Here is a 12,634-nt window from a genome sequence, read left to right as displayed (position 1 = left end):
GGATAAGGAGCGCGAACGGGCGGTAAGAACCCAAACCGACAGCAGCCCGCGGCAGCGGGCATTCGCGATCGGCTAGCGCTTGTTTATCGCAGGGGGGCATCAACCAACAACCCCGCCGGACGCAGCGCCCGGCGGGGAAGTTTGATTTATCCGAGATAGATCGCTGCCTTGCCCTTAGCAGAGCACCTGAGAAAGGGCAGCGGTGAGCTGCCGCAACCGGTCCATCTGGCGGCACAGAGCGCGGGCCTCGTGATCGCTGTGTCCGACAAGCGGACTTGCTAGCACGACCGGTGCCGGGGCCACCCGGGGTCCGTAGGCCGCCAAGCGCCCGACGCTGTGGCTATAGCCATACCCGCCGCGCTGGGCGATCTGACCGCGTGCCCAAGCCGGCGTTGCCGGCGCGACATGGAGCTCTCCTTCGTCGCAAACTCCCACGCTCAGGCCGCCGATCCGAATCTGGAACGCGACACCACCCTGTTGCGGGTAAGCCGGGATACCATAGCCGGGCCGCGCGTAGCCGGGCCCCGCCCCGATGGGTACGGCTCGAGCGGGTATCGCAAACTGGTTCGACCGCACCCGCATCCGCAGGAGGGCTCGTTCAACGGCATCTCCCAGTTCGCAAGACTGACGCTCGACTCGCCGGGCTTCTAACGCCAGACGCCGCAGATCGGCCCGCGTTTCGATCGGGCAGGCAAGCCGCTCCTCGAACCGATCCATCCGTCGACAGAGGTCTTCCAACTCGTCGTAGACGTCGTCGGCCTCGCGACAGCCACAGAACGTGGCGTCGGCCTGGGCCCGGACAACGGCCATCTGGCCGCGGATCTCGCCGGCGAGCCAGAACAGGTTGTTGGTGGAGCCTGCCGAAGCCTGGGCGGCAGCGGCGGCAAAAATCAGTATCGCGGTGGTCTGGCGGAGCATGGTTTGGCCTCCCTGGTTGCAAGAACCGGGTCGCCACACGCGCCACGGTTCATCGACAACGAGAAGCAAAGCTGGCGCCACGGGCACCAGAAAACCATTAAACCACTTCTAAATAACGACTTACCGCGATCAGCGAGACGCTACCGCAGCGCCGAAAAGATGTCAAATTGACATCGTCAAGATCGTTTTGATATCAGCGACGCGATGAACCGCGTCCCGCGCTCCGCGATCCGCCAAACAGGGCGCTGAACGGGTTGTTGCTCTTCGGCTTGTCGGCGTCGTGAATGTGGGTAATCGGGAAGGTCGGCACGCGTTGCCCCTTGCGCCGCGGCAACGAGGCCACCGTCTCTCCTGCCGGCGGAATGACAAACACTTTGGGGTCATCGATCACCCACGGGGTGCTCCACGTCTGTCCGTTGTCCCAGTTCGCAACGTTGAAAAAGAAGTTGCTGAAGCACTGGCACTGGTAGTTGTAGGCGTAGTTCGAGGCCAGATAGTCTGCCTCGGTCAGATCATCGACCCCTTCGCTGGCGTAGTAGTGGATCTGGCCGTCGGGCGTGAACGACATACCCAGGGTCCACCAGCCCGGCTCGCGAATCTCGACGCTCGAGATATCTTGCCCGCGGCCGTTGGCGCGGATCGAGATCTGCGCGAAATCGGCCTCGACTTTTGACGAGTTTTCGCTGCGGAACAGGATGAACATACCGGGCCAATAGGCGGCCGTCTTGCCTTCGGGCATCTTGCCACGGCAATCGGCCCGCATGCCAAACGAGGCCCCGGTACGGTTCTCCCACTCTTCAAAAGGGCGGACATAAACGCGCACCGTGCAACTTGGTTGCCAGGTGACCGGCACGACGCGTCCGAGCTTACGATCGACCTTCATCAGCAGATCGTCCTGCTGCTGCTGTCCGCTGAGACGACCGGGGATGCCCGAGTTCTTGGTCTGCATCAGCAGCGCGCCGGTGCTGCCCGCGAGGCCGCCTGGTGGCGTAGCAACGCGTTTAACCACGTCCGGCGTGCCGCGTTTAGCTCCCTCGTGCCAGAGCTGATTGCTCGAGACACCGCCGGGGGCCCGCTGATTATCGTCTTGCTCGTAGCTGCTTTTAGGCAGATTGAGCCGATAGGACCAGCTTTCGTCCTCGAAGTTGTCGCTGCATTGGGGCAGGAATTCGCCGGTGCCCGGTACAAAAGGGGCCGCGATCACCAGGACCGGTGCCAGCACGAACGAACCAATCAACCCTGCACGAAGTAAGGTGAGCATCCTTGCTCTCCAGCGATAACGAAGGCGCGACGGCGCGGGTCCTTCCACGCCTAGAGGGCTGCATCGTCACAACCGGCAAAACGGTCTTAGGAAAAGCGCGGCGGCCAGGCGTTATGCGTTCGACGCTGGCGCCGGACGGTGCATCTGGCATCCGCCAGCGGGGGCACAGAGCGCACAGGGGGGGCCTTCTGTCAGCGAGCGCTGCAAGCACTGCTGAATCCGCTCCCCCATGACCTGCGCCATGAGCGGGTGCAGCCCCAAAGGCGAAGTCACTTGGTAGCGGATTCCCGGATGGTTCTCCGCCGCCGCCGCCGCGAGCGCGGGGATGTCTTGGCTCCAGTGCCGACCGGGAGACAAAAAGTAGGGGAACACCACCACTATCTGAGCCCCCCGCTCGACACAGCGCGCGAACGCTGTGGCAATCGAGGGTTCGGCCAACTCCATGTGAGCGGGCTCGACGATCGGCATGCCCGAGACCCGCTCGAACAGCGCTACGACTTCCAGCAGCAGGGCGTTGCTCTCCGCGCGGCGCGAACCATGATCGACCACAACCACGCCCACCGCGGACGGTTCGAGCGACAAATCGGCGATCAGGCGTTCTCTCAGCAAGCGAACCGAAACCTTCTCGACATGAAGTTAATCCAACTTTGCCCCCCCAGGGCGACTACCGCTACCAACGAAAATCGTTGCGGGGGCCAACCGTTACGATAGAGACCTTGTCCAGCGGGTAAGAGTCACTCACCCGATGGACGTCTTCGAGCTGCACGCCGTCGAGGGCCGCCAGATCGTCGGCAACCGTGCGATACGTTTCTCGCATCAGCCAGTTACCCCCGACGTTGAACAGCCGATTGCGTGGCCGCTCGCTGGAGAGCACAACGCGCGACTTGACCTTACTCTTGGCTTGGTTGAGTTCCTCAGTGGTCAGCGGCTCTTGCTCAATCCCCCCCAGAACGGCGAGCGTTTCTGCCAGGTTCGGCTCGATGGTCTCTGGCTCGCAACTAAGCCACGTATAGAACATACCGACGCCCTGGTAGTCGTAATGACCGAGGCTCGCCGACTCGGCCCGGCCGGAGTCAACCAGCCGCCAATAGAGTCGGCTGCCGGTATCGTCACCGAGAATGGTCGCGAGCAGTTTGGCGGCGTAGCGATCCGTTGATTCGCCCGCCGGGGCCCCGCCCAGCAGCAGAGCGTATTGCTGAGTGGCGGCTTGCTGGCAAACCGCTTCACGCACCGCGGCGTAGCGTGGCGTGGGCGTTTCTCGCCGGGCAGCCAAGGCTGGCCAATGACCACAAGCCGCCTCGGCCTGAGCCACCAGCGCCTCGAAATCAACCCGCCCCGACGCGGCAAGGACCACGTTACCCGGTGCGTAGCGTCTCTCGAAATACGAGCGCATCGCTTCGGGCGTGAGCGCGGTAATCGATTCGCTTGTCCCCAACACGCTGCGGGCGATCGGGTGGTCGCCGAAGCACAGGGTCTTGATGTGGTCATCCATCCCGTACGGCGGCTGATCGAGATACATCTCGATCTCTTCCAGGATAACCTTCTTTTCCATCTCGAAGTCTTCCGTGCGAAGACTCGGGCGGAGGATATCTCCCAGCAGGTCGATCACTTCAGCCTGGTGCTCGGGAAGCAGCGAGGCGTAGTAAACCGTGTTCTCTTCGCTGGTGAAGGCGTTGTAGTGGGCCCCGAGTTCATCGAACTCGCGATTGACGTCCTCGGCAGATCGCCGCGCTGTGCCTTTGAACATCATGTGTTCGAGAAAGTGGCTAACGCCGGCCTCTTGATCGCACTCGTCGCGCGACCCCGTCTGGACGAAGAACCCTACAGCCATCGAAAGGGCAGTCGGGTTTACCTCGGCGATCACCTCGAGACCATTGTCGAGCGTTTGGCGACGAAACTGCACGTTGTATCCTGATCGTTAACTAAAGCGCGGGCAGGCTGGTGGGTGCCTCGTTTGCTCGCTTCCCCGCGCTGTGTGTCGAGACGTCCGCCTCGGCAGCGGCTTCGGCTCAGCGGGTCATTGATTCACTTCAATCTAAGTGGCTCGGGGCCTAGCGTGACCATTGTGAAGTCACGCGGGGGATTCTTCGCAAGATAGGCATTGATGGTGTCGGCGGTCACCGCGTCAATCAGCTCTCCCACCTCAACCATCGATCGCACGCGCCCCAGATGACGCCAATCGCGGGCAAGAGTGCCGGCGCGCGACGCCGTCGACTCCTGCTGCAAAATGAGGGCGCTCTTAATGCGAGCTTTCAGTCGGCCAAGCTCTTCGACCGTGACCCCCTCGGCCAAGCGAATCAACTCGGCGTAGGTCACGTCGAGCGTTTCTTGCGCTCGTTCGGCGGTTGTGCCGGCGTAACATAAGACCGCGGCGCGATCCACCTGCGATTGGAGCGAAGCATAGACCGTGTAACACAAGCCGCGCTTCTCACGCACCTCGGTAAAGAGCCGTGAACTCATTCCGCTCGAGAGCACGCCGACTGCCGACCACGCTTGAAAGTATTCGGGGTCTCGGTACGCCACCGACGGATAGGCGATTCCGATATGGCACTGCGAGCCCTCGAAGGGGAGGTGCCGGCTACCGGTTGTCGACCGATTGGGCGGCGTCCTTGTCAGAGGCGTCGGAGCCCAATCGCCGAAGAGCCGTTCCGCGACTCGTAGCAGCTCCTGCCAGTCAAATCTTCCGGCGACGGCCAGGATGGACCCCTCGGGGCCGTAGTGCGACGCCTGGAACGCCAGGATCTCGTCCTGGGTGACGGCGTTCAGGCCGGCCTCATCGCCGCAGCTCGCCCTGCCCCAGGGCGACGGGTAGTGCTGCCGACGCAGCTCGTTCATCAGCTTCTGGCTCGGTTCGTCCTCAACGCCGTAAACCTCTTGCAGACAAACCTGCCGACCCTGTTCCAATTGGTCAGCCGGCAGATGCGGTCGGCGGACCACATCCGCATAGAGCGCTAAAGCGGGTTCAAGACTGTCCGCGAGCGAGCTGGCCGAAAAGGTCGCGTGCGAGATGCCCACCGTTTCCGTGTGCTCGACACCCATCGCATCGAGGTCGTTAACCAGGGCGCGGCTGTCTCGCGAGCCCGCTCCGCGGAGCATCATCTCACAAGTTAGCGACGCGAGCCCCAACCGATCGTCGGGATCGTACCGACATCCTGAGGGGGTCAGCAGCGTAAACGCGGCTGATTCGAACGCGTCGGAAGGCTCACCGATCACGGTCAGACCGTTGGCGAGGCGGTGGCTCAAGGCCGGGGGGCTATTCGGCGGGGCGATGGTCGTCACAGGCGGCTCGCAAAGGGCGTTGCTAGCCTGCCGACACTAACGCCGCCCCGGGCTGCCCGCAAGCGGCAGGCTCGCTGGCGATTCGACCGCCTTGTAGTGCGTCTTGGTGCGGCGGAAGCCCAGCGACTCATAGAGGCGGATCGCCGGGACGTTGTTCGCGGTCACCTCGAGAAAAGCCCGCTGCATCCCCATTGCGGCAAACCCAAAACACGCCGCCTGCACCAGTGCCGAGCCCAAACCCCGGCCACGGTGCCAGGGCGTGACGCCAACATTTTGCACCCCACCGTACCGGGGGGTCACCCGCAGCCCTTGGATCGTGCCGCACGGCTCGCTGGTACCGCCGGTGGCGTACTCGATCAGCCAGGTCGCTTCCGGCAGAAAGCCGGGCTTGCTGGCGATCTCTTGCATCAAGCGTCGGCAGCCCGACGGATCGCCCAGGCAGTCAAAAACGGTGGCGTCGATCTCGCCACGAAAGGCATCGCGTTTGGCGGTAGCGTGATCGTCAAGCCGATCGGGCGACCATGCGATAAAGCGATACCCCTCCGGCAACCGCGGCGGCAACCACGGCCGGCGGAGATCGACCTCCATCCGATAGCGTTTGAAATACGAGAACGACATCAACGCCCCTTGACCCAAAAGAGACCAGCTAGAATCTACCGCGTAGTAGCCGCCGGGTCAAAAAAGGGGGCTTTACCCCTACGATCGCTGCGATCGCCGCGCCAATGGGGGTGTTTGTGAGGAGAGCCGTGAGGAGAGCCGTGAGGAGAGCCGGGCGGGAGTCAGCGTCCGTGAGTAACCGGCGGGGCTCAACCGACTAGGCTCCGCAAAGTGGTCAGGTTCACGACATCCAGGTCTACGCCGTCCTCTTCGCCCTTGGGCGTTTCCAGATACATGGGAACCTGCTTGAAACGCCGATCATTGAGCAGGTGGCGGAACGGCTCCAGGCCCATCTCACCGCTCCCGATTGCCGCGTGGCGGTCCTTGCGCGAACCAAACGGTTTCAGCGAATCGTTTAAGTGGAAGGCCGCGATTTTTTTGTAACCGAAGGCTTTGTCCAACGCGCGGATTGTGGCGGCGTACTCCTTGTCGGTCTCCATGGCGTAGCCTGCCGCGAAGACGTGACACGTATCGAAACAAACCCCCAGCCGATCGGGGTCGGCGACGGCGTCGAGGATCGCGGCCAACTGCTCGAAGCGCCACCCGAGGTTCGACCCCTGTCCCGCTGTAGTCTCCAGCAGCACCCGCGAGACGGCCTGCGGCGTCTGCCGATGCACCTCGTCCAGGCCCGCGGCAATGCGGGCAACGCCCGCCTCTTCGCTGCTGGTGGTGAAGGCCCCCGGATGAGCAACAACCGACACTATCCCCAGCGCTTCAGCGCGCTGGAGCTCGATGACCATCGCGTCGATCGACTTACGCCACAGCTCGTCGTCAGGCGATCCCAGATTGATGAGGTACGAGTTATGAGAGATCGGGTGGGTGATCCCCAGCTCGGTTAGCGCTGCGGTAAACGCCGCGCGGTCTTTGTCGGTGAGTTCTTTGGCACGCCACTGGTTGTTGTTTTTCGTAAACAGCTGCACACAATCGCAGCCCGCGGCGTGCGCAGCGCGAACCGCCTTGTGGTAGCCGCCGGCGATTGACATGTGGGCGCCGAGGATTGGCATAGGGGCTCCAGAGTAAACGCCGGGGAAGACTTGAATCCCCTGCATCTAGCGCTGTCGAGCCCGCGCGGTCAAGACACGCCGCGAAGCGGCGCGGAGGCACTGCCGGCGACGTCAGGGCTCACGACCGACGGCGCTGTGCCGGAGCACCCGCAGCTGTGTGGCGATGAACCCCGCGCAACGGACCTCGTTCACCGCCGAGCGGATCGCCGCCGGAAGGGTCGGTGCCTCTCGGCAGAACGAGATCTCGGCCACGCCCGCCAGGCGGGTGATCGAGCCGTCCTCGAACAGCGCATACAGATGCTCCTGCTCTTCGTCGTTGGGTGCCCGATCAAGAATCAGTTTGAAATAATGCGTCGTCATCGCACCATCTCCTTCGCACCGCGTAGAAGGGGGCGGAACCTCAGCGCCGGTCGGTCCTCGGGGAGTCACGCGGCAGAAACTTCGCGCGATCGACCAGCCAGCATTACAAAAGAGGAGCCGCAGAAGCAGCCGTGAAGGCGGCGAGCTGAACCGCCCACCTATCCACCCAACTAGCCGTATAACTTACTAGTCAGGAGAAGCTGATGTCGGACCCCGCCGCCTGCGGGCTCCTTCCTTTTTTAGTTTACACGATATGGCCTTCCGTTTCGACCAACTCACGATCAAGGCCCAAGAGGCCGTCGAGCACGCCCAGGAGCTTGCCACCGAGGCTGGCAATCCGCAGGTGGAGCCGATGCACCTGCTCGCCGCGCTGCTGGCAGAGTCTGAGGGGGTTGTGCGCCCCGTGCTCGACAAGATGGGCGTGAACGTGGCTCAGCTCATCCAGATCGTCGGTGCCGAGCTCAAGCATCTGCCCAGCGCTCGGGGGGGAGTGGCCCCGCAACCGTCGTCTTCGCTGATGGCGACGCTCCAGGCGGCCCAGGCCGAAGCAGCCGCCATGAAGGACGACTACACCTCGACCGAGCATCTGCTGCTGGCCCTGGTGAAGTCGCCTTCCAAAGCCCAAGAAACGCTCCGGCTGAACGCCGTGGAAGCGGCCGACGTGCTCCAGGCGCTGCGCCAAGTACGGGGCAGCGCGCGCGTGACCGACCAAACTCCCGAGGGCAAGTTCCAGGCACTCGAAAAGTACGGCATCGACCTCGTCGAGCGCGCCCGGGCCGGCAAGCTCGATCCCGTGATCGGCCGCGACAGCGAGATCCGCCGGGTGGTGCAGGTCCTTTCGCGCCGCAGGAAAAATAACCCCGTGCTCATCGGCGAGCCGGGCGTCGGCAAAACGGCGATCGCTGAGGGGCTCGCCCTGCGCATCGTCGAGGGGGATGTTCCACAGAGCCTCAAGAACAAACGCGTTGTCGCGCTCGACATGGGCGCGCTGATCGCCGGCACCAAGTTCCGGGGCGAGTTCGAAGAGCGTCTTAAGGCACTTCTCAAAGAGATCGAAGACGCGGCGGGCAGCGTCATCTTGTTTATCGACGAGCTGCACACCGTGATCGGTGCCGGGGCGGCCGAGGGAGGCGCCGACGCCGCGAACCTGCTCAAACCCGCCCTGGCGCGCGGCGATCTCCGCTGCATCGGAGCCACAACGCTCGACGAGTATCGCAAGCACATCGAAAAAGACGCCGCCCTCGAGCGCCGCTTCCAGCCCGTGTTCGTCGGCGAGCCTTCGGTCGAAGATACCCTCGCGATCCTCCGCGGGCTCAAGCCCCGCTACGAGGCGCACCACAAAGGGGTCAAAGTGAAAGACTCGGCGCTCGTTGCCGCGGCCGAGCTTTCGAGCCGTTACATCGCGGATCGCCAGCTGCCCGACAAGGCGATCGACCTGGTCGATGAAGCGATGAGCCGTCTCGCGATGGAGCTCGAAAGCGTTCCGGCCGAGATCGATCAGGCGCAGCGCCGGTTGGTGCAGCTGGAGCTTGCCGCTCGGCAGCTGGCCGACGAAACCGAGGAGCACGCCAAGCAGCGCCTCGCCGACATCAACGCCGAGATGGAGACGGTCCGGCGCACGCTCGCCTCACTCAACGAACAGTGGGAAGCTGAGAAGTTGGGGGTCGGTTCCTCGGCAGACGTGCGTGCTCAGCTAGAAACCGTCAAGCACGAGCTGGGGCGACACACCAACGCGCTCAAAGAAGCGCAGGCCTCGGGTCAGGTGGTCGAAGAAGCGGCTTATCAGAAATTGTACGAACTAGACACACGCCGTAAGCGGCTCGAGGCCGAGGTCGCCGAAGCGGACGCCCGCCAAGCCGCCGCCAAGCCCGACGAAGCCCGCCGACGGTTGCTCCGCCAAGAAGTCGGCCCCGACGAGATCGCCGAGGTCGTCAGCGCCTGGACTGGCGTGCCGGTCACGCGGATGCTGGAAACTGAGCGCGCCAAGCTGCTCGTGCTCGAGGAGCGGCTCCATCAGCGCGTCATCGGCCAAGAGCCCGCGGTCGAGGCGGTAGCCAACGCCGTCCGCCGCAGCCGCAGCGGCCTGCAAGACCCCCAGCGCCCGATCGGCAGCTTCCTGTTCTGCGGCCCCACCGGCGTCGGCAAGACCGAGCTGTGCAAAGCGCTCGCCGAGACGCTCTTCGATAGCGACCAGGCCATGGTCCGCCTCGACATGAGCGAGTTCATGGAAAAGCACACCGTGAGCCGCCTCATCGGTGCCCCCCCCGGATACGTTGGCTACGAAGAAGGGGGCAAGCTCACCGAAGCGGTCCGCCGCCGCCCCTACGCGGTGGTGCTGCTCGACGAGATCGAGAAAGCCCACCGCGACGTCTTCAATCTGCTGCTCCAAGTGCTCGACGATGGCCGCTTGACCGACAACCACGGGCACACGGTCGATTTCTCGAACACGATCATTGTCATGACCTCGAACGTCGGGTCGCAGCTGATCCAACAGATCGCCGCCGAAGGGGGATCTGTCGAAGAGATGCGCCACGGGGTCACCGAGGCACTCGCGGCCAGCTTCTTGCCCGAATTCCTGAACCGCATCGACGAGACAATCGTCTTCGAGCCGCTACGGCGCGACGAGGTCCGCCGCATTGTCGATTTGCAGGTCAAATCGCTCGGCACACGCCTCGCACGGGCCGGCCTGAACCTGGTGGTGAGCGAAGCCGCACGCCAAGCGATCGCTAACGAGGGATACGAGCCCGCCTACGGTGCCCGTCCGCTCAAGCGGGTGATCCAGCAACGGCTCGAAAACCCGCTGGCCACCGAGCTGCTGCGGGGCCAGCACGCCGAAGGAAGCACCGTGTCGATCGATTACGCCGACGAGGCGTTTACCTTTCGGCTGGGCGAACAGGGCCCCAAACACTAACCGGCGTGCTGGCCCTTAGCCCGGCCCGCTGCCACCCCAGGCCCTCCCCGTCCGCTGGGCACGCCGTAGCGGTCGGCTGGTTGCCACAGGCGGGGTCTTGCTGGGATCCTGGCCTGGCGGTTACAAAGTGAGGCTCTCAAAGGACTTCCCCCCACTCTCACCAGCCCCGCAGACCCGTAGTTATGGCCGGCACCGAACGTCAACGCGAGATCCGTCGTCGTCGCAAGCGCAAGGAAAATCTCACCGCGATGAAAGCCAAGCTGTCCAAGGCCACGCCGAGCGAGAAGACCGAGATGGCCCGCAAGCTGCGGCTGATGACCCCCGGTGCCGAAGAACTGATCACACGCTGGCAGCTCGAAGAGCGCTGAGCTTTAAGCGGTGTCGTTGCGTAACGCACACGCAGCAGCGCTCGCGCAGGGGTCCGGCGTGCCCCTCAGGTAGTTAGTTTGCCGGTCGGGTGGCAGAGTGGTCGAATGCACCGGTCTTGAAAACCGGCGATGGGAAACCATCCGTGGGTTCGAATCCCACCCCGACCGCTTTGCCGGGCAACGACTTACGTCGATTTGCACCTGGCCTGCCCCCTTCAAACGAGTCCAGGTTCTGATCGAAGATCAGGCGATTGGACGCCACTTGAAGGAGGCTTGAGATGCCTAGAGGCAAGAAGCACACGGCTGAAGAGATCATCGGTAAGCTCCGCGAAGCGGAGGTTCATCTTTCGCAGGGGAGCACTCAGGAGCAGGCCGCGAAGCAGATTGGTGTGACCTACCAGATGTACTGCCGTTGGCGGAAAGAGTACGGGGGGATGAAAGTCGATCAGGCGAAACGTCTGAAAGAGCTTGAGAAGGAGAACTCCCGGCTGAAGCGGCTGCCGGCGGACGCCGAGCTGGACAAGGCGATCTTGAAGGAAGCCGCGTCGGGAAACTTCTGAGCCCGACGAAACGGCGTCGAGCAGTCGAACACGCACGCGATGCGTTGGGCCGCTGCCAGGTGTCGGAACGTCGGGCCTGTCGAGTGATCGGCCAATCCAGAAGCACGCTGCATCGCGTGAAGCACGTGCCGAGCGACGAGCCGCGACTCGTTCGTGAGATGACGCAGTTGGCCAGCGACTATGGCCGATACGGCTACCGCCGGATCACGGCGTTGCTGCGAGCCGACGGCTGGCGAGTGAACCACAAGCGGGTCGAACGGCTGTGGCGTCGCGAGGGGCTATAGGTCCCCTGGAAGCAGCCGAAGCGAAAGCGTCTGTGGTTGGCGGACGGTTCGTGCGTTCGGCTCCGGCCGCAGCACAGGGACCACGTCTGGAGCTACGACTTCGTGATGGATCGGACGGCCGACGGCCGTTCAGTCCGGATGCTCACCTTGATCGATGAGCACACTCGCGAGTGTCTGGCGATCGACGTAGCACGCAGCCTCAAGCACGGCGACGTGCTGGAACGCCTGAGCGACCTGTTCGTCCGGCGTGGCGTGCCGAAGTACCTCCGGAGTGACAATGGCTCGGAGTTTACGGCGATAGCTGTCCGAGAATGGCTCGGGAAGGTTGGCGTGAAGACGCTGTTCATCCAGCCGGGTTCTCCGTGGGAGAACGGCTACATCGAGAGCTTCAACGGCAAGCTACGTGACGAGCTGCTGGCCCGCGAGCGGTTCGACACCCTGCTGGAGGCCAAGGTCCTCATCGAGCGATGGCGACGGCACTACAACACGCTCCGACCGCACAGCTCACTGGGCTACCGACCCCCGGCACCCGAGGCGATCCAGCCACTTCACTTCGTGTAGGCGTAGCCGGAACGAAGTGAAGTGGCTGCTATAACCTGTTAACTGGTTCCATCACTGGGGGCAGGTCACTATCCGCAATCGAAAGTAGCCCGGGAGGGACTCGAACCCCCGACCAAGGGATTATGAGTCGCACAGCACGCATGCCAACAACACCACAACACCGGAAACGCCGAGAGAAACGCTATTGTGTTGGCGCTGCGTTGGCGCAGTGTTACCACGTTAGGTAACACTTGAGGTAACACCCCGCAGAACTTTTTTAGTTGCATGACTACCAAGCAGCGGCAAAGCGTGTATAACTTTGCCACAGCGGATAGCAGAAGCGAGCGCGACGAGGACCCAGGTTGCGCCGTTAGCCGTTAGTTGTCGAAGTGTCACAGCGACCCGACGTATCGGGAGACGAAGCCCCACCATAGGCCCCCATCGCGCGTGACGCAGCCATTGGGTAAGAGGCTGCCGACCCCAAGCCGTATT

At 63.3% G+C, this 12,634-nt stretch carries 10 protein-coding genes, 1 tRNA gene and 1 pseudogene; 4 read left to right on the top strand and 8 right to left on the bottom strand.

Translation table 11 applies throughout. The annotated features are described in order from the left end of the window. Positions 1-174: 174 nt before the first annotated feature. The 8 genes from Pla111_RS00850 to Pla111_RS00815 form a co-directional block, all read right to left on the bottom strand. Complete coding sequence (locus Pla111_RS00850) at positions 175-918, bottom strand: hypothetical protein (RefSeq protein ID WP_146570455.1); 744 nt, start codon at positions 916-918, stop codon at positions 175-177. Between the two features lie 193 nt (positions 919-1,111). Beyond that, positions 1,112-2,179 carry a hypothetical protein gene (locus tag Pla111_RS00845; protein ID WP_197524643.1) on the bottom strand — a complete coding sequence of 356 codons (1,068 nt, stop codon included), beginning with the start codon at positions 2,177-2,179 and terminating at the stop codon, positions 1,112-1,114. A gap of 111 nt (positions 2,180-2,290) precedes the next feature. Continuing rightward, a complete protein-coding gene (locus Pla111_RS00840) occupies positions 2,291-2,788 on the bottom strand; it encodes a CbiX/SirB N-terminal domain-containing protein (RefSeq protein ID WP_146570453.1) in 498 nt (165 codons plus the stop codon). A gap of 61 nt (positions 2,789-2,849) precedes the next feature. Then, the gene (locus Pla111_RS00835) at positions 2,850-4,082 is read right to left on the bottom strand and encodes a M16 family metallopeptidase (RefSeq protein ID WP_146570451.1); all 1,233 of its coding nucleotides are present in this window, start codon (positions 4,080-4,082) and stop codon (positions 2,850-2,852) included. A gap of 122 nt (positions 4,083-4,204) precedes the next feature. Then, the gene (locus tag Pla111_RS00830) at positions 4,205-5,422 is read right to left on the bottom strand and encodes a M16 family metallopeptidase (protein ID WP_146570449.1); all 1,218 of its coding nucleotides are present in this window, start codon (positions 5,420-5,422) and stop codon (positions 4,205-4,207) included. A 72-nt stretch (positions 5,423-5,494) separates the two neighbouring features. Next, positions 5,495-6,076 (bottom strand): GNAT family N-acetyltransferase, encoded by a 582-nt coding sequence (locus Pla111_RS00825; protein ID WP_146570447.1) that lies wholly within the window; start codon positions 6,074-6,076, stop codon positions 5,495-5,497. 188 nt (positions 6,077-6,264) lie between these two features. After that, positions 6,265-7,119, bottom strand: coding sequence for a deoxyribonuclease IV (locus tag Pla111_RS00820; protein ID WP_146570445.1), 855 nt, complete (start codon positions 7,117-7,119; stop codon positions 6,265-6,267). A 111-nt stretch (positions 7,120-7,230) separates the two neighbouring features. Further along, positions 7,231-7,479 carry a hypothetical protein gene (locus tag Pla111_RS00815; RefSeq protein ID WP_146570443.1) on the bottom strand — a complete coding sequence of 83 codons (249 nt, stop codon included), beginning with the start codon at positions 7,477-7,479 and terminating at the stop codon, positions 7,231-7,233. A 253-nt stretch (positions 7,480-7,732) separates the two neighbouring features. On the opposite strand from Pla111_RS00815, the gene clpB reads away from it, so the two are divergent. The 4 genes and pseudogenes from clpB (at position 7,733) to Pla111_RS00795 (ending at position 12,163) form a co-directional block, all read left to right on the top strand. Next, entirely contained in the window at positions 7,733-10,390 is a 2,658-nt protein-coding gene (clpB, locus tag Pla111_RS00810) for an ATP-dependent chaperone ClpB (protein ID WP_146570441.1), read from the top strand. Between the two features lie 182 nt (positions 10,391-10,572). After that, complete coding sequence (locus tag Pla111_RS00805) at positions 10,573-10,758, top strand: DUF6800 family protein (RefSeq protein ID WP_146570439.1); 186 nt, start codon at positions 10,573-10,575, stop codon at positions 10,756-10,758. Positions 10,759-10,841: 83 nt separating this feature from the next. Further along, positions 10,842-10,926 (top strand) — tRNA-Ser (locus Pla111_RS00800). Between the two features lie 110 nt (positions 10,927-11,036). Continuing rightward, a pseudogene (locus tag Pla111_RS00795) lies at positions 11,037-12,163 on the top strand (IS3 family transposase). Positions 12,164-12,634 lie beyond the last annotated feature (471 nt).

The sequence above is a fragment of the Botrimarina hoheduenensis genome (genome assembly GCF_007859815.1).
Lineage (GTDB): Bacteria > Planctomycetota > Planctomycetia > Pirellulales > Lacipirellulaceae > Botrimarina > Botrimarina hoheduenensis.
The sequence above is the reverse complement of the archived record's forward strand: the minus strand, read 5'-3'. Positions and strand labels throughout refer to the sequence as shown.

Bases quoted from the DNA above. Each gene is read 5' to 3' on its own strand.
- Pla111_RS00850 (WP_146570455.1), bottom strand. From the start codon at position 918: ATGCTCCGCCAGACCACCGCGATACTGATTTTTGCCGCCGCTGCCGCC.
- Pla111_RS00845 (WP_197524643.1), bottom strand. From the start codon at position 2,179: ATGCTCACCTTACTTCGTGCAGGGTTGATTGGTTCGTTCGTGCTGGCA.
- Pla111_RS00825 (WP_146570447.1), bottom strand. From the start codon at position 6,076: ATGTCGTTCTCGTATTTCAAACGCTATCGGATGGAGGTCGATCTCCGC.
- Pla111_RS00820 (WP_146570445.1), bottom strand. From the start codon at position 7,119: ATGCCAATCCTCGGCGCCCACATGTCAATCGCCGGCGGCTACCACAAG.
- Pla111_RS00815 (WP_146570443.1), bottom strand. From the start codon at position 7,479: ATGACGACGCATTATTTCAAACTGATTCTTGATCGGGCACCCAACGAC.
- clpB (WP_146570441.1), top strand. From the start codon at position 7,733: ATGGCCTTCCGTTTCGACCAACTCACGATCAAGGCCCAAGAGGCCGTC.
- Pla111_RS00805 (WP_146570439.1), top strand. From the start codon at position 10,573: ATGGCCGGCACCGAACGTCAACGCGAGATCCGTCGTCGTCGCAAGCGC.